Source organism: Marinimicrobium sp. C2-29 (genome assembly GCF_038419845.1).
In the GTDB taxonomy this organism is placed as follows: domain Bacteria; phylum Pseudomonadota; class Gammaproteobacteria; order Pseudomonadales; family Cellvibrionaceae; genus Marinimicrobium.
This window is the reverse complement of the sequence record NZ_JBCAQT010000007.1, coordinates 184,774-200,931: the sequence shown is the minus strand read 5'-3', so window position 1 is coordinate 200,931 and position 16,158 is coordinate 184,774. Positions and strand designations below refer to the sequence as shown.

Annotated in this window: 14 protein-coding genes and 1 tRNA gene; 9 read left to right on the top strand and 6 right to left on the bottom strand. The window is 59.6% G+C overall.

Annotation, left to right across the window (positions count from 1 at the left end):
- Nucleotides 1-284 precede the first annotated feature (284 nt).
- The 4 genes from AAE484_RS09070 to AAE484_RS09055 all read left to right on the top strand — a co-directional run bounded on the left by AAE484_RS09070 (nt 285) and on the right by AAE484_RS09055 (nt 3,725).
- Entirely contained in the window at nt 285-1,259 is a 975-nt protein-coding gene (locus tag AAE484_RS09070; RefSeq protein ID WP_341938057.1) for a MipA/OmpV family protein, read from the top strand.
- A gap of 82 nt (nt 1,260-1,341) precedes the next feature.
- Nucleotides 1,342-1,704: a DUF3019 domain-containing protein gene (locus tag AAE484_RS09065; RefSeq protein ID WP_341938056.1), complete on the top strand. Its 363-nt coding sequence runs from the start codon at nt 1,342-1,344 to the stop codon at nt 1,702-1,704.
- A 28-nt stretch (nt 1,705-1,732) separates the two neighbouring features.
- Nucleotides 1,733-2,425, top strand: a complete 693-nt coding sequence (locus AAE484_RS09060) for a winged helix-turn-helix domain-containing protein (RefSeq protein WP_341938055.1) — start codon at nt 1,733-1,735, stop codon at nt 2,423-2,425.
- A gap of 10 nt (nt 2,426-2,435) precedes the next feature.
- Nucleotides 2,436-3,725 carry an ATP-binding protein gene (locus tag AAE484_RS09055; RefSeq protein ID WP_341938054.1) on the top strand — a complete coding sequence of 430 codons (1,290 nt, stop codon included), beginning with the start codon at nt 2,436-2,438 and terminating at the stop codon, nt 3,723-3,725.
- Nucleotides 3,726-3,742: 17 nt separating this feature from the next.
- Here the strand turns inward: AAE484_RS09055 and AAE484_RS09050 are convergent, their stop codons facing one another.
- The gene (locus AAE484_RS09050; RefSeq protein ID WP_341938053.1) at nt 3,743-5,236 is read right to left on the bottom strand and encodes a DUF5666 domain-containing protein; all 1,494 of its coding nucleotides are present in this window, start codon (nt 5,234-5,236) and stop codon (nt 3,743-3,745) included.
- Nucleotides 5,233-6,072, bottom strand: a complete 840-nt coding sequence (locus tag AAE484_RS09045; protein WP_341938052.1) for a DUF6502 family protein — start codon at nt 6,070-6,072, stop codon at nt 5,233-5,235. Before AAE484_RS09045 ends, AAE484_RS09050 begins: the two co-directional genes overlap by 4 nt.
- Before the next feature lie 214 nt (nt 6,073-6,286).
- Between AAE484_RS09045 and AAE484_RS09040 the strand changes: the two genes are divergently transcribed.
- Nucleotides 6,287-7,210: a DUF4382 domain-containing protein gene (locus AAE484_RS09040; RefSeq protein WP_341938051.1), complete on the top strand. Its 924-nt coding sequence runs from the start codon at nt 6,287-6,289 to the stop codon at nt 7,208-7,210.
- A gap of 121 nt (nt 7,211-7,331) precedes the next feature.
- On the opposite strand, the gene AAE484_RS09035 is transcribed toward AAE484_RS09040, so the two are convergent.
- Complete coding sequence (locus tag AAE484_RS09035; protein ID WP_341938050.1) at nt 7,332-8,225, bottom strand: DUF3014 domain-containing protein; 894 nt, start codon at nt 8,223-8,225, stop codon at nt 7,332-7,334.
- Between the two features lie 314 nt (nt 8,226-8,539).
- Here AAE484_RS09035 and AAE484_RS09030 point away from each other — a divergent pair.
- From AAE484_RS09030 to AAE484_RS09015, 4 genes are all read left to right on the top strand, one after another.
- Nucleotides 8,540-8,616: transfer RNA gene (locus AAE484_RS09030), tRNA-Ile, on the top strand.
- Between the two features lie 138 nt (nt 8,617-8,754).
- Nucleotides 8,755-9,372: a TetR/AcrR family transcriptional regulator gene (locus AAE484_RS09025; RefSeq protein WP_341938049.1), complete on the top strand. Its 618-nt coding sequence runs from the start codon at nt 8,755-8,757 to the stop codon at nt 9,370-9,372.
- Nucleotides 9,373-9,451: 79 nt separating this feature from the next.
- A complete protein-coding gene (locus AAE484_RS09020; RefSeq protein WP_341938048.1) occupies nt 9,452-10,603 on the top strand; it encodes an efflux RND transporter periplasmic adaptor subunit in 1,152 nt (383 codons plus the stop codon).
- Nucleotides 10,604-10,606: 3 nt separating this feature from the next.
- Nucleotides 10,607-13,351 carry an efflux RND transporter permease subunit gene (locus tag AAE484_RS09015; RefSeq protein ID WP_341938047.1) on the top strand — a complete coding sequence of 915 codons (2,745 nt, stop codon included), beginning with the start codon at nt 10,607-10,609 and terminating at the stop codon, nt 13,349-13,351.
- A gap of 253 nt (nt 13,352-13,604) precedes the next feature.
- Here the strand turns inward: AAE484_RS09015 and AAE484_RS09010 are convergent, their stop codons facing one another.
- From AAE484_RS09010 to AAE484_RS09000, 3 genes are read right to left on the bottom strand one after another with little or no spacing between them, the layout of a single operon-like run.
- The gene (locus tag AAE484_RS09010) at nt 13,605-14,123 is read right to left on the bottom strand and encodes a protease complex subunit PrcB family protein (protein ID WP_341938046.1); all 519 of its coding nucleotides are present in this window, start codon (nt 14,121-14,123) and stop codon (nt 13,605-13,607) included.
- 56 nt (nt 14,124-14,179) lie between these two features.
- Nucleotides 14,180-15,550: a S8/S53 family peptidase gene (locus tag AAE484_RS09005; protein WP_341938045.1), complete on the bottom strand. Its 1,371-nt coding sequence runs from the start codon at nt 15,548-15,550 to the stop codon at nt 14,180-14,182.
- Nucleotides 15,517-15,981, bottom strand: coding sequence for a hypothetical protein (locus AAE484_RS09000; protein WP_341938044.1), 465 nt, complete (start codon nt 15,979-15,981; stop codon nt 15,517-15,519). Before AAE484_RS09000 ends, AAE484_RS09005 begins: the two co-directional genes overlap by 34 nt.
- Nucleotides 15,982-16,158: the final 177 nt, after the last annotated feature.

Sequence of the window (16,158 nt, the reverse complement as noted above, 5' to 3'; positions counted from 1 at the left end):
TCGGGTTCTGTTGTCGATCTGCGAAAGAATGTAATTTTGTGTAACCCGTCTCGTCCGCCAGCGGCGGTGTCACGGGCGCTTTTTACAGACAAACCCGCGTTTACAGCTTTTTACAGACTCTCACAAAGCCATGACGGCTTTGGCGGGCGATTGACGGCACAATACACCTCTGTACACAATGAGCCGCTTCAGAGTCGCTCTGTAGTAGAGTCGCCCTGTATTGGAGTCGCTCCATACCTGACAACGGTTCAATGTCCAACTTATTCCATGGATCCGCAAAAACAATGATCAAACGACTCGGGGCCCTCATCACCGCACTCTGGCTGACCAGCCTCGGCGCACACGCCGGGGCTCAGGAGCACTGCGGTCCCGGCGATGAACGCTGTATCGCCACCGGAACCTGGGAGGTGCAGCTGGCCGTGGGTGCCGGCCTGCGCACCAACCCGCTCGCCGACAGCGACCCCATACCGCTGGTGGTGATTCCCCAGGTCAGCTATTACGGCAAACGCTTTTTCCTCGACAATCTGGATCTGGGCTATACCCTGGTGGACAAGCCCCAGTGGATGCTCAATGCCCTGATCACCCCCGGACGCGACGGTCTCTATTTTTTCCGCGATGACCTGGGCCGCTTCGTCCTGGACGGTGGCCTCAACCTGGTGGGCGATGCCAGTAACCCACCCACCTCCGGCGGAGACATGGACGATGCTCCGAGCTCCCCGGACGAAGGGGGCGAGGGCTCTTTTGATGACCCTTCGCCCAAACCCGCCGATGATCCGCTGGAGTCACCCGCCGAACAGCCTTCGAGCACCCCACCACCGCTGCGGGAGCGCGATCTCTCGGCGCTCGCCGGCCTTGAGGCCTCCGCCCGGCTGGGCGGCTGGGATTGGCAATTACAGGCACTCACCGACGTCTCGGGCGCCCACGAGGGTGAGGAGCTGCGCTTCGCCCTCAGCCGCAGTACCCGGGCGCGCGACAACCAATTTGGCCTGGCCCTCGGATTCAGCTGGAAAAGCGCCGAGGTGATGGAATACTATTACGGCGTAACCGAAGGGGAAGCGAGCGAGCAGCGGCCCGCCTACCGCCCCGGCAGTGGCGCCTCACCGTTTGTGCGCCTAAGCTGGAGCCGACCGGCAAGCGAGTCCTGGCGTTGGCTGGGCAGCGTTCAATACGAGCATTTGAGCGAGGCGGTACGCAGCAGCCCCCTTATTGACCAGAACCAGGTGATGCAAATATTCGTCGGGGGCGTTTACCATTTTTAGACTCAGGCAACTGAGGTACCCAACAGCGCTGCGAGGCCGGATCACCGGGCTGTGTATCAGACACATCAGGGCGGGAGCGGTGGTGCTGTTGGGCCTGGTCGGCAGCGGGCCGCTGTACGGCGCGGAGGCGGATCTGCATCTGCAGCCGAGCGTCTGTGCGCTCGCCGAAAACCAGACGCTGTGCCAGCAGATGGTCGACATCCAGTGGCGCACCGATGACCCCCTGGCCCTGTGTCTGTTTGTCGAGCGCCAGGGCCAACCGCTGGAATGCTGGCAGGCCCAGGATCGCGGGGAGTTTCGCTACCGCGCCAACACTGACGAGAGCCTGGTTTTCCAGTTGCGCTCGCGCCCCGAGCAAGAGCTGCTGGCCAGCGAACTATTCGAGGTCATCCGCGAATACACCGAATACCGATCGCGCCGCCGTAAACCCTGGAACTTCTTCTAACCTCCAACCCGGTAAGCCAAAAGCCGCTATGCACAAGATTCTGCTCGCCGAAGACGACCACCGCCTGGCCACGCTGGTACGCGACTATCTGGCCGATAACGGCTTTGAGGTCACCATAGAGGGACGCGGGGACCGCGTCGCCGAGCAGGTGCGCAAGCTGCGCCCCGATCTGATGATTCTGGATATCATGCTGCCCGGCAAGGACGGTCTGACAATCTGCCGGGAGTTGCGACCCACCTTTACCGGCCCCATTCTCATGCTCACCGCCCGGAACGAAGACGCCGATCAGATACTGGGGCTGGAGTTCGGCGCCGACGATTATGTGATCAAGCCCGCCGAGCCGCGCATCCTCCTGGCGCGTATTCGCGCCCTTCTGCGCCGGATCGAGCCGGGTGTCCCCTCCCAGCCCCAGACGCTCACCTTTGACAGCCTCCAGGTTCACAGCGGGTCGCGCAGCGTCGAGCTCGCGGGCCGGCCAGTCCGGTTGTCCAGTCACGAATTCGACCTGCTCTGGCTCCTGGCCCAGCGGGCCGGGGAAATCGTGGGCCGGGATTTTCTCTTCCGCGAGCTCTACGGTCGCCCCTACGACGGCATGGACCGGACCATCGATGTGCGCGTGTCACAGCTGCGCAAAAAGCTGGGGGACAATCCCGACAACCCCTCCCGGATCAAGACCATCTGGGGCCGGGGTTATCTGTTCATCGCCGATGCCTGGACCTAGGTACACCACCTTGAAACGGGCCTTTCTCTCTCTCTATCTGCTGATCGTACTGGCCACCCTGGGCCTGGGCTGGGCACTGGATCAGCTCTGGAACGCCTATCAATCCGAACACAACACCCCCGCTCCCGGGGCCACCCTGACCGAAATACTGCGACTGGCGAGTGAGGACCGGGAGCTGGATCAGACCCGCGCCCTGATTCATGGCATCGCCTCCCGGGGCCTGGCCGATGTGCGCCTGGTGCCGCTGGAAGACATTTCCGGAGCGAGCATGGTGGAGCGGCTCGAGGCGGGCGAACCGCTGTCGTTCGAAGACGCCGAGGGCGGGCTCTATCACTATCAGAAGCTGCCCGATCACCCCCAGGTGGTGGTCATCGGTGAAGCCGACTTTGCCCAGTCGCGACGTCTGGAATCGCTCCTGGCGGTGTTGTTCTATATCGCCCTGGCCGGCGTGGTGTTTTTCTGGCTCTGGCCCCTGACCCGCGATCTGACCCGCCTGGAGCGCCACGCCGAAGCGCTGGGGCGCAACCCTGAGTACCCCCTTGTAGAGCTCAGAGGCCATTCGCCCGCCCAGCGACTCGCGCGCGCTTTCAACCATATGGCGCGTCGTATCCGGGACCTGCTGCGCTCGCAGAAGGAAATGACCCACGCCGTCTCGCACGAGTTGCGCACCCCCCTGGCCCGGATGAAGTTTGCCCTGGAGATGGCACAGGACAGCCGCAGCCCCGACGATCTGCGACACAAGCTGGCGGGACTGCAGGCCGATGTGGCGGAAATGGATCAGCTGGTGAACCAGCTGTTGCACTATGCCCGCTTTGAGCAGGAACCGGAGCTCCATACGACCGCCGGCGACATGCCGGGCCTGATCCGGGACCTCAGTCAACGCTTGAGCGGGCACCTGAACCAGCCGGCCAGGATCGAGCTGGACTCCCAGTCGCCTGCAGAGAGCTTCGTGTGTGACTGGCAACTGATGGAGCGGGCGCTGCACAATCTGCTGCAGAATGCCTTGCGTCATGCCCGCGACACCATCGAGGTCCATCTCCACGCCGACGAACACGGCTACCGGATCGAGATTGATGATGACGGGCCCGGTGTTCCCGAGAGTGAGCGGAGGCGGATCTTCGAGTCGTTTGTGCGCCTGCGGGAGTCGCCCGAGCACCATGCCGCGGGCTTCGGGCTGGGTCTGGCCATTGTTCAGCGCATCATGCAGTGGCATCGGGGCGAGGTGCGGGTGGAGCGGGCGCCTCTGGGCGGCGCCCGCTTTGTGCTGGAGTGGCCACCTCAGGTGGTTGAACGCCCCTAGCGGTCCGTGTGGTGCGCTTAAAAGCGCAGGCTGCGCCCTTCCAGATCCGTCAGATCCAGTCCGGGCACCTCTTCACAGACATTTCCCAGCGCCGGCGGGCAGGCCTCATCGTTACCAGGAATGCTGGACAGAGACAAATCACTGGCTTCGATGCGCTGGGAAGCGGTCAAGGCTCCCTGCACCGTTACCCGGTCACCCATCGTCAGGTCCTGTAGCAAAGCGGCCAGCGTTTCGCCATCAAGAGCGCTCAAATCCACTTCAACGTTCATCACCTGAATACTGGTCTCACCAATATCGGTGACGGGGCCCCGCAAGCTGACCTGGGCGTCGTTCTCCAGGCGCTTGATGCGGGTGGCGATCAACCGCTGCCCGGTGCGACGGGCATGCACTTCCACCGTCTCACCGACGTTGATATCCCGCAGGTTGATAAACCGGTTGCCATTGTCTCGCCGATCTTCAAAGGCCGTCCAACCGGAGCTCTGATACCGGGTGCCCAGCACCTCGATCTCCCCGGAGTCGGGGTCGACGGAATCCACCTGGGCGCGAATCCGCTCAATCCCCGGCAGCACCAGCCGTACTTCTGTAGCCTGCAGCACGCCGCCCGCGCGCTCACCCGAGACGGTAACCCGCACGCCACGACCCAACTCACTGGCTTTGCCACCGGTGATACGGGCTGCCGAAGCATCCACCTCAAGACCGGCCAGGCTGAACTGCTTGGCCGACTGAAAGTCCCGGATCATGCCTTCGCGTGAGACCGGGATATCCCCGGAGGTGGATGACGACGCCTCAAAGCTCACCCGCCCGGCTGTCAGGACGCCGCTCTGCAAAGCGCCGGCATCGCCCCGGACACGGACCGTCACCCCGGGTTCGAGCTGATCGCGCTCACCGTCATCGAACAGGGCGTTGCGATAATCCACGGTCAGCTCCCCCAGAGCGAACTGGCTCTGGGCTGTATCCACGCTCTGGATCCGGCCTCGCAGCTCGGGTCCGGCATCCGCGCTGGCCGACGCGACCCGGGAGGCCACCACCCGGCCCTCGGCATCGATAAAGCCGCTGACATCAATGGCTGTTCCGGCGTCGAGCGATTCAAAGTCCACCCCATCAAAGAGCGCATCGTCGTACACCACCAGGGTCTGCCCCAGTATCTGCAGGACCAGACGCACATCGGTCACCTCAAGCACGTCCGAAACCACCCCGCGCAGCGAGCGCTCGTGCCGAACTTCCCGGGCAACCCAGGAGTCGTCCTCAGCCTGCTCGGCTTCGACGTCAACCACCATGCCCAGCCGCACGTCGTTTTCCCCGGCCAGGGCCCCATTGACCCGGATGTCGGCATCACCGATGTCGATATGGATTCCGTTGACGTAGATGCTGCCGAAGGAGGTCACGCTGCCGCTGGCGGTCGCGGGACCTCCAGTCCCCTCAATACCCGCCACGGAGTCAGACCCCGGGTCGCAGGCGCCCAGGAGCAGGGTGCTGCTGAGCAGAATGGCTTTGATTGGATGCAATCTCATGAATTACCTTCGCGCGTATCGTCAGCGTCCAATTGTTCGAAATAGTACAGGCCGATCCCCACCCGGGCCCGGCTCTGTGCCGGCTCGGAAGCCGGGCCCTGATCGTATTCAGCCAGCCAATCATTGACCTGCAGCAAAAAGGCCTGTCCGTCCCGGGCACTGCGTTGGCGAATGCGCTCGAGCAACTCCACGGGAATATTCTGGTAGGAGACGGTGCGCTGAATAAACGGCCCCGGATCCATCTTGGCGATATTATGGTCCATCGTGGCCATCAAGTCTGCGGCGGCGGTCCCGAAAATGCGGATATTCTCCTGCATATCCTCCACCGGAATGTAACCCCGGGCCATGAGAGCGACGCCCTCCTCCCGACGCACCACCGCCCGGATACGCACCAGCTCGTCCAGCAGGGCGCGCACCGGCACATCGCTACTGTATTCGCGCACCAGTGAACTGAAACTTGGGGCGTCCTCCTGAGATTCAACCGGCAACTCCGCGGGCTCGCCGGTGTTGGTGTGAAAGCGTACATCGTTGAGCCACCCGGTAATGACCCGGGCGGCCGGTGTGGGCTTTTCCTCGGCCGCATCGGATAGCGGGTGCGGCCGATCCTGCAACTTGGCGATGTCTTTGCGGTTGATACCCGTCAGTACCGCCATGCGGGACAGGCTCTGTTTGCGCCCGGGCAGGGAAAAGTCATCCCGCGCCACATCCACATACACATGCCGGGCAATGTCGGCAAACAAGCGATAGGAGACGCCATGACGCATCAACAGACGCACCATGGGGCGCAACACTCGGTAGACCGCTCGGGTCAGGGCTTTTTGGGTTCTATCGCTCATATTGGGATTATAGCGTCAAATTAAATTAAAAAAATGTGACGCAGCGCACTTTTACTTATCTTTTTTTGGGACTATAGTGTCAAACAAGAGCAAAGCAAAGGAAATTACAGGCTTTTAAATTCTATAAGCTATTAAAATTATTCTTTTAGACGCTAAACGTTATTAAAAACACCGTGACCGACGGTCACAGCCAAACCGAAACGAGGTAAGTTCTATGAAACTGCTTAAAAAATACCCACTCCAACTGCTCCTGGCGTCTTCTTTGACGGCTCTGGCCGCCTGCGGCGGTTCCTCCGGCTCTGGCGGCGAGAGCACCGGCAGCTTCAGCCTGGCAGTCACCGACGCTGCAATTGACTCCGCCAGCCACGTGTTCGTGGAGTTCTCCGGGGTTTCCATCAAGCCGGCGGATGGCGAGGCCATCGAATTTACCTTTGATGAGGCCAAGAGCATCGATCTGCTGGCCCTGCAGGGCTCGGCGTCCGAAGGCCTGGTCAACGGTGAAGAAGTCCCCGCCGGCGATTACGAGTGGATCCGCCTGCACGTCAATGCCGAAAACGACGGCGTCCTGGACTCCTATCTCGAGCTGGACACCGGCAATCAACTTGAGCTCCGGGTACCCAGCGGCAGCCAGACCGGCCTGAAACTGGTCAGCGGCTTTACCGTGACCGCCAATGGCACCGCCGATTTCACCATCGACTTCGACTTGCGCAAATCCGTGATTCTGCCGCCGTCCGATGCCATTGGCGGCGCGATGCTCAAGCCCACTCTGCGCCTGATTGACAACACCGCTGCAGGCAGCATTGCCGGCAATGTGGACCTGGAAGTGATCACCGAGCAGTGCGCGTCCGATACCGGCGAACAGTTCGGTGCGGTCTACGTCTATTCGGGAGCTGACGCCACCGTGTCTGACGTCAGTGGCGGCGACGGCGACCCGATCACCACCGCGCTGGTGAGCGAGTCTGGCGGCGAGTACAGCTATGAAGCCGGCTTTCTGGACGAGGGTGACTACACCGTGGCCTACACCTGTGGCGCCATGGACGATGATCCCGAAGCGGAAGACAGCCTGACGTTTGTGGGTGAATCCAACGCGACCGTGGAAGCCGATGCTGAAACGGAAGTGAACTTCACCCTGCAGTGAAGTCGTTTGAACAGATTGAACCTGATGTAAATTGAAACCTTTTACAGCTGCGCGCTGTTGCCGCGACGCCCTGGAGGCTTAAGCTCCTCCCTGGCTTCGCGGCTTTTTTATGAACGGTTGATTACTGCCCGTCTTCCACCTCCTCCGGTAACTTTTCCAGCTCCGCGCGCAGGTCACGCAGCGCCCGCTTGACGGCACGATGATGCTCCGGCCCGATGCGCAGCATCAGCTTGTGCAGGTCCGGCAGGTTTTCGAGCTCGTCATCACGGTACTCGAAAAAGACTTTGGGCCGCTCGAGGCGGATATCCTCCGGTGGCTCTGGCGCTTCCAGCAGCTCATCGATGGTATCGAGCACCAGCTGGTGAAAATTGCCATTGCCGGCCGCGCCATGCTCATCCAGCGCCTCTTCCAACAGGGGCCGGTAGCGCTCGTAAAAGCCGACCAGCTGCTCGGTGTCGGGCTCGGTCAACAGAGCGACATAGGCATCATAGCGATCGTAGTTTTCTTCCAGCAGCCGATACTCCTGCTCGGCCTCAGTGCGTGCGTCGCCGACTTTCTCAACTTCCAGCGGTGGCCGGGGCGAGACCAGGGGGCGATACTCGTGCACCACCTTCCCGTCCTGAGCGGCGGCATAGGCCGCCCGGACAACCTTGCGCAGCAATTCATCCTGGACCACAACCTCGGTCACCTCATCGCTCCCGGTGACCGCTTCCAGTTCGCCCAGCACTTCGCTGTCGCTCTCATCCAGGGCGGGCAGAGGTTCGGGCTCCGGCTCCGGCTCGGGTTCCGGTTCGGGCTCCGGTTCCGGCTCTGGCTCAGGTTCGGGCTCCGGCTCGGGCTCCGGCTCCTGCGTCGGCACAGGTTCGGGCTCCGGCTCGGGTTCCGGGTCACCCCGAAACAGGTAAATCGCGAGTATCACTATGACAATGGCCACAACGACGACCAGCGCGATGGTGGCCTTGGGCTTACTGGATTGGGACTCCGGTTCGGGTATCCGTTGCTCTTCGTCTGCCATGATCAAACCCTTCTCTTATCAAGTCGCCTGCGGCGCGTGCCGCCGCGATGCCGTGTGGACCAGAAAGCGGCTCGCTGTCTGGTTCAGGATTGTTGAGTGCCATTTGTCCGACCAGTCGATATCACTGCAACTGGTCTGAGGGGCACCTCTGTTAATACCGATGCCGGTTAATTATTTGTAGCACAGTATCGGTCACTACTCTACTCTTAACCACTTCGGCCTGACGAGACCGAAGACCCTGATCGCACCACAGGCCGCATTCGGGCTGGTCATGCCAGGCTCTTGTCTTTATAATGCGGCGCTCTCGCATCTGTGGGCCCATAGCTCAGTTGGTCAGAGCAGTCGACTCATAATCGATTGGTCGCTGGTTCAAGTCCAGCTGGGCCCACCACATTTACCGCTCCTACCCGCCGTTGTTCCCGACTTTCTGACCTGCCTTTACTTTTATTGACAGAAAAGCTGTTGTCTGACCGGGGCGTCGCTCCTACCATAAACGGACTGACCGGTCCGTCCCAATAGTGAGCCCGCCATGACAGACGACAATGACAAGCCCAAACGCGTCCACAAACCCGCCGAACAGCGGCGCACGGAGATTCTCGCCGTCGCGACCCGCATTTTTGCCGAGCGAGGCTACCAGGTGGCCGACATGCAGGCTGTGGCCGATGCGGCCGGCGTGGGTAAAGGCACGGTCTACCGGTATTTTCCCACCAAGGAGGTGTTGTTTACCGAGGCGTTGCGACACAACCTCGAGGCGCTGCGGCAGTCCGTCGATCGGGCCCGCCGGATACCGGAGGACCCGCTGGAGCAGCTTCGGGAAGGTATGCGCGCCTATCTACTGTTTTTCGAAAAGAACCCCGACCTGATTGAGCTGTTCATCCAGGAGCGGGCCGAGTTTCGAACCGAGTGCCAGAACTCCCTGTATTTTTCCTACATGCTCGCCGGTCGCGAAGACTGGGTGGCCATGTTCGAGCGGATCGCCGCCCGCCACCCGGTCCGGGCCATCGACTCCCAGGAATGGATGGAGGTCTGCGGCGACCTGATGCACGGCGCCGTGGTGCTGAGCCATACGCCCCTGCCCCGCAAGCCACTCAGCGAACGGTTCGACACGATTTTCGATATTTACCTGCACGGCATTCTCGAACGCTGACCGCTCCCCCCGTGAGAGCCAGCAACACGCTTTTCAATTCTTACTTTGATCAACGCAGTATCAAACGGAGCTTTTCACCATGATGTACCCATCCTCCCACCGGTTTTCTGGACGACTGCGCCGGGGTCTGCCCCTCGCGCTACTCGCGACCCTGGTCACCGCCTGCAGCGACGAGGGCGGCGGTCAACAGGAGCGTCCGCCCTCGCCGGTCACCACCACCGAAGTGAGCGCCGAAACCGCCGAGCACCGGGTGGACTACCCCGGCCGGATTCGTGGCGCGACGGAAGTGGCCGTGCGTGCCCGGGTATCCGGAATTCTGGAGGAGCGCCGCTATGACGAAGGCACGGCCGTCGAGGCCGGTAAAACACTGTTTCTGATTGAACCGGAAACCTATGAGGACAACGTCAAAGCCGCCAAAGCGGAGCTGGCCGACGCCGAGGCCCAGAACCTGCGCGCCGAACGCGAATGGGAGCGGGTCGAAGGGTTGTTTGAGCGCAACGCGGTCAGCGAGCGCGAGCGCGACCAGGCCCGCGCCGATCATCGCGCTGCCCAGGCCCGCCTGGAGGCGGCCGAGTCCTCCCTGAGCGGCGCCGAGCGGCAGTTGCGCTACACCCGGGTGGAGGCTCCCGTGTCAGGTCTCACCAGTATTGAGGCGATCACCGAAGGCAACCTGGTGAATGTGGGCGACGTGTTGACTCACGTGATTCAGCACGACCCGGTGCATGTCTACTTCTCGTTGCCTGAAGACGACGCCACGGTGCAGCGCATCGCGCGCAAAGCACAGCGTGCGGATGCCGATCCGACCGAGCGCAGCGCCGATCTGATTTTCCGGGACGGCAGCGCCTACTCCCAATCGGGCAAGGTCGACTTCGCCGACCGACGCATTGATCCCGCCACGGGCAGTGTGCAGATGCGCGCGGTCTTCCCCAACGCGGACGGATTGTTGATCCCGGGTCAGTTTGTGCGCGTGCGCCTTACCCTGGAAACCTACGAAGACGTCATTCTGATCGACCCCACGGCGGTCGGCCAGGGCCCCGAAGGCCCGCAGGTCTTTACCGTGAAAGACGGCCAGGCCAAGGCTCACTCCGTGAAGATGGGGCCGGTGATTGACGGCAAGCAGGTCATTCTGGAAGGACTTTCCGATGGCAGTGAACTGGTGATCAATGGCCAGGTAGCGGTCGGTGACGGCGCGCCGGTGAACGTCACCAACGGCGGCGACCAGGAGGGGTAACCCATGATGCGGTTTTTTATTGACCGACCCATTTTTGCGTCGGTCATCTCGATCATCATCATCCTGGCGGGGGTCGCTTCATTGCGAGTGCTGCCGGTTGAGCAGTACCCGAATGTGGTGCCCCCTGAAGTGGTGGTCAACGCCAGCTATCCGGGGGCCAGCGCCGAAGTCCTGGCGGAATCGGTCGCCGCGCCTCTGGAGCAGGAAATCAACGGCGTGGATGACATGATCTACATGGAATCCACCAGCACCGACTCCGGCAGCCTGCAGATTTCCGTTTCCTTTGAAATGGGCACCGACCCGGATCAGGCCGCGATCAACGTCAACAACCGGGTTCAGGCGGCGACCGCGCGTCTGCCACAAACCGTGCGCGATCTGGGCCTGCGGGTGGAGTCCCGCTCCAGCAACATTCTGATGGTGCCGGTCTTGTACTCACCGGATGGCTCCCAGAGCACGCTGGATATCAGTAACTATGCCCTGTTGAATGTGCTGGATGAACTGGTGCGCCTGGACGGTGTGGGCGATGCGTCGCTGTTCGGGGCCCAGGATTACTCCATGCGCATCTGGCTGGACCCGGCCAAACTGGCCGAACACGAGCTGACGCCCAACGATGTCGCTGCCGCCCTGCGCGAACAGAACGCCCAGTATGCGGCCGGCCGCATTGGCGCCGAGCCCTCCCCGGAAGGTCAGCCCTTCACCTTTACCATGACCTCGCGGGGTCAGCTCGAAGACCCGAAAGAGTTCGAAGAGGTGGTGATCCGCACCAACGCGCAGGGCAGCAGCCTGCGTCTGAAAGACGTCGCCCGGGTGGAGCTGGGCTCGGAGAACTATGCCTTCTCCGCCACCTACAACGGCGAGTCGGCCGTGCCCATGGGCGTTTACCTGCAGCCGGGCGCCAACGCGCTGGAAACCACCGAGCAGGTGTACGCCACCCTGGAGCGGATTGCCGAGCGCTTCCCCGCCGGGATTGAGTACAAGGTGCCCTACGACACCACCGAGTTCGTCGAGGTGTCGGTCAACGAAGTGATCATTACCCTGCTGATTGCAGTGCTTCTGGTGGTGCTGGTGACCTTTGTGTTCCTGCAGCACATCCGGGCCACACTGATTCCGGTAGCGGCCATTCCGGTGTCGCTGATCGGGACCTTCGCGGGCATGCAGTTACTCGGCTTTTCGGTGAACCTGCTGACGCTGTTCGGTCTGGTGCTGGCCATCGGTATTGTGGTCGACAACGCGATTATCGTGATGGAAAACGTCGAGCGCCTGATTGTGGGAAAAGGCATGAAAGCGCGCGAGGCGTCGATCGAAACCATGGGTCAGGTGTCCGGTGCGGTGATTTCCTCCACGCTGGTGCTGGTCGCGGTATTCGCGCCCGTCGCCTTCCTGGGGGGACTGAGCGGTGAGCTGTATCGACAGTTCGCGGTCACCATTGCCGTTTCGGTGGTGGTCTCCGGTGTGGTGGCCCTGACCCTGACACCGGCCATGTGCGCCCTGTTGCTGGATAAGGAGCCACACGATGTCAGCAAGCCCTTCCAGATATTCAACAAAGGGTTTGAGTCACTCACCAATGGCTTTGTGAGCATTGTGGAGAAACTGCTGCGCCACTGGGTGATTGGCCTCGCACTACTCGCGCTTTTCTGCGTCGCCACCGTGTTCACCCTCAATCGGTTGCCCTCGGGGCTGGTGCCCCAGGAAGACCAGGGTGTGGCTCTGGCGGTGGCACAATTGCCGCCCGCCTCGGCCCTGGGCCGCACCGAGCAGGTGCGCGACCGGCTCGCCCAACAACTGCTGGAGATGGATGAGGTTGAGGAGTTCACCTCCTTTGCGGGCTTCGACATTATCGCCGGCTCACTGCGCAGTAATGCCATGGCCGGCTTTATCAATCTGGCCGACTGGGACGAGCGCACCGGCGAGGGCCAGAGCGCGGCGGACATTGCCCAGCGGGTGATGGGCATGGGCGCGGGCATTCAGGAAGCCAATGTGATGGCCTTCACCCCTCCGCCCATTCAGGGGCTCTCCCTCACCGGTGGTGTGGAAGGTTACCTGCAGGTGCGCGAAAGCTCCGATCCCGCACGGATCTTTGAGCTGGCGCAACAGGCCGTCGGCGCGGCCAGCGAACGGCCGGAGCTGACCAATGTGCGCACCACTCTGGACACCAGCATCCCCCGCTTCCACGCCGAGGTGGACCGGGAGAAAGCCAAGGCCATGGATGTGTCGATCGATCAGATCTACAGTTCCCTGCAGTCCACCTTTGGCTCCAGCTACATCAACGACTTTTCCTATCAGGGGCGCCTGTGGCGGGTGAACATGCAGGCCGAAGCCGAGTACCGGGATCAGCCCGATGACCTGCGTCAGGTGTTTGTGCGCTCCGGTAACGGCGAGTTGATTCCGCTCAGCTCCCTGGTCAGCCTGGAGCGCACCGCCGGGGCCGACATTCTCAACCGGTTCAACATCTACCCCTCGGCCAAGCTGATGGCCGACCCGGCCCCCGGTTTCACCACCGGTGAAGCCAAAGCCACACTGGAAGCGGTGATTGCCGAACAGCGCCAGACCGCCGATGTGCAGCTCGGCTGGACCGGCGAAGCCTACCAACTGGACGCGGCCGCCGGTGCCGGTACCGCCGCCTTTGGTATGGGCATGCTGATGGTGTTCCTGATTCTGGCCGCCCAGTACGAGCGCCTGACACTGCCCCTGGCCGTGGCCACCGCCGTGCCCTTCTGGTGTTGCCACCATAACTTGGCCACCAGCTGACGCCATAGCTTGGATACAGCGCCCAAATTATGGTGACGTGGTATTGACACCTTAAATTGGCCAAGAGTTGGCACCATAATCTGGCGAATCTTATAACCGATTGACATTGAGCGCAGCCCGATTGCTGGACTGCCTTACCTAATTTATCTAGAAGTATGTAGAGGGAACCGGGGTCAACACTTTAAACCCCAGTGCCATAAACAACGATTGGTATATTAATGAGTGTTACGCCTTGGGACGCCGTAATGCGGAGCTACGGCTTATAACATTCCTTAACTGTGCTCACTGAGAATCGAATCGGCTCATCGGATTTGGGCAGCGAGATGATGCAGTAGGGCTCAGTAAGCGCCCCATCGGTTTCGCAGTCCGCCGATGGCTGGACGTTTTCGTACGTAACAGTGATGCCACTCTCGTTAGAGATCACCTCGTCCAACCGAACTTCGGGAAACGTATTGGTTTGTTGTCCCAAGTAGATGAAAACCGATCTGTTTTCAGAAAAGTCAATAGCGGGTATTTCTTCTTGATTAGTGGGGTCAATGGTTAAGTAGAGTTCCCTGAATTGATGCGGATCTTCGATCACGACTTCAAATGGTTCGTGAACCTCTTCCTCCCCTAAATGAGTGTAAGCGCTAGTGGCAGGGCAAGAGACGATCTCGAAGGGTACCTGTTCTTCGCTGCTATTGGCATCGTTCAGCACTCGTATGGAACCTTCATCGTCGCAACCGGCGCAGGCGGCGAATAAAACCATTAAGGCTAAGTGTAGCGTTTTCATCACAATGCACCTCTCGTTGCCTACAAAATCTCACCCTGCCATTCATTATTGGCAGATTACCAAGTTACATTTAGGCCAGCGATAAAGTTGGCGCTGTAATCATTATTTCCTACACGTTCAATCATGACGTTATATGTTCCCGTCACTGTAGGATCGATTTCTAGCATCAAATACGGGTTTTCCCAGCTAACATCTGTATACGCAATCGTCTGACCGCTAGGATTTCTAACCCGCATCCTATAGCTCGTTCCAAGCGCCCAGCTACTACCGGGATACTGATAAGCCCAGCTGCCACGGTTAAGGTATGAAAAAACGATTCGAACGTTGCTCATTGATGCATTTAAGTCTACCGGTGCTTCCAGGAAATTGTCATCCCACGATGAACCCCCGTCATTTGCCGCAAAATAGCCAAAAGAAGAGTTTGAACCGCTCCATTTATGGAAGTAGGCCCCGTAAAACGCGTTGTGGAAATCAAGGCCCTCAGCTCCAACGGTACCCTGACTGACACCGCCAATGCTATAAGTGCTTGACGCTAATAATGTTGCCTTTAGCGTCGCAGGCGCATACTGCATCCATTCGGACATCAGGTTTGCGGCAAAACCTGCGGCATGTGGCGACGCAAAACTGGTGCCTGAATCCATGCGACCTGCGGCCGCAATATTCTCTCCAGGCGCCAGTACATCGGGCTTTGTCTGTCCGGCGGCGGGATTTTTGTCACTTGAGAAAAAGGAATACCAGTCATTGGTGTCTGAGAAAGAACCTACAGTAACTACGTTGTAACCCTTGCCAGGCGAGTCAACTTCATTACTATCGCCGCTGCCACCGTGGTTACCCGCAATGGCAAATACCGCAACGCCTTCATTGTACACCAAGTTGTCCCAATCCCTATCTTGTACTTGATAAAATGATGCGTCCTGAAGACCCCACGAAACATTGGCTATATGAATCGGGGGGCGACCACCGACACCATCTAAGTCAGCAGCTCTCGGAAGAACACGCCCTCCCCGGCAATATAGCCAGCTTTCTGGAGAAACGGCCCTTATGATGCCAGAAACCAGTTCGGAGTGGTTGGTACGCTGAGGACTTCCCAGGCGCGTGTAATTTGTGATGTGATTGCTGTTGGGGCAACCAAGCTCAGTCATATAGATACCCAATCCAGCCCCATCTCTACCGGCAAAATCTGTGGCCCATGGATCTACCCCCGTTGCGTCCATCGCGGTCTGGATGCCGTCGTAAGCTAGCTTGTACTGGTCAATTCCCTCAATGAGGTCTGATGAGCGATCCGCCAATTCCGAGATTTGAGATGCAGTAAGCTCTAACGTGAGGCTTTCGTGATCAGAAAAATTATCAACCACTTCACTTTTAGCGGACTCAAACCATGCGTGTCTTTTTGTTAACGTTCGTTTAACTGCGTTAAGCCTTTCCAAGCGAACGCTACGACGGTTAGATATGGCCTGTCGGATAGTTTCTGTTCTCTCATTGAGGATGATGTAGGAGTCTCAATGGGAATGTTGGGGCTGTTGAGCGCGACGATGACGCGATGATTTTTATCCACTCTATCGGTCGTCACCGCTTTCTCGAGAGACTGTTTAAGATCCTCTGATATTAAAGGCCGATTGGGAAGTGGGAGATCCTTATATTCAATATGTTCCCCGTTGCTGTCATAAGCCTGGGTGCGTACCGCACCATTGTCAGCATCCCGTTCATACCGAATGGTATAGACAGTGTCCCCGACCGTATATTCATACTTCTCATTTAAGGGCGGGTAGTCGTTTCGATTGAGGTTTTCTGCCACAACCGAGAGTGAAAATAGAGTAAGAGATAAAGCGAGAGCGAAAGGACGGTATGTTGAAGCCATGGGTAATCCACCTATGTTGATGTCCATTATCAAGCGGCGGCCATGATCAGATACGCCGCATAGCGAACTATAAGTTATTAGTGTTTCATCCATGTGACTGAAAGTTACTGTTCCAAACAACTCACCGTTAGGATAGCAGTCAGAAACGCACTATATATAGGGACTGAAATTGGCATC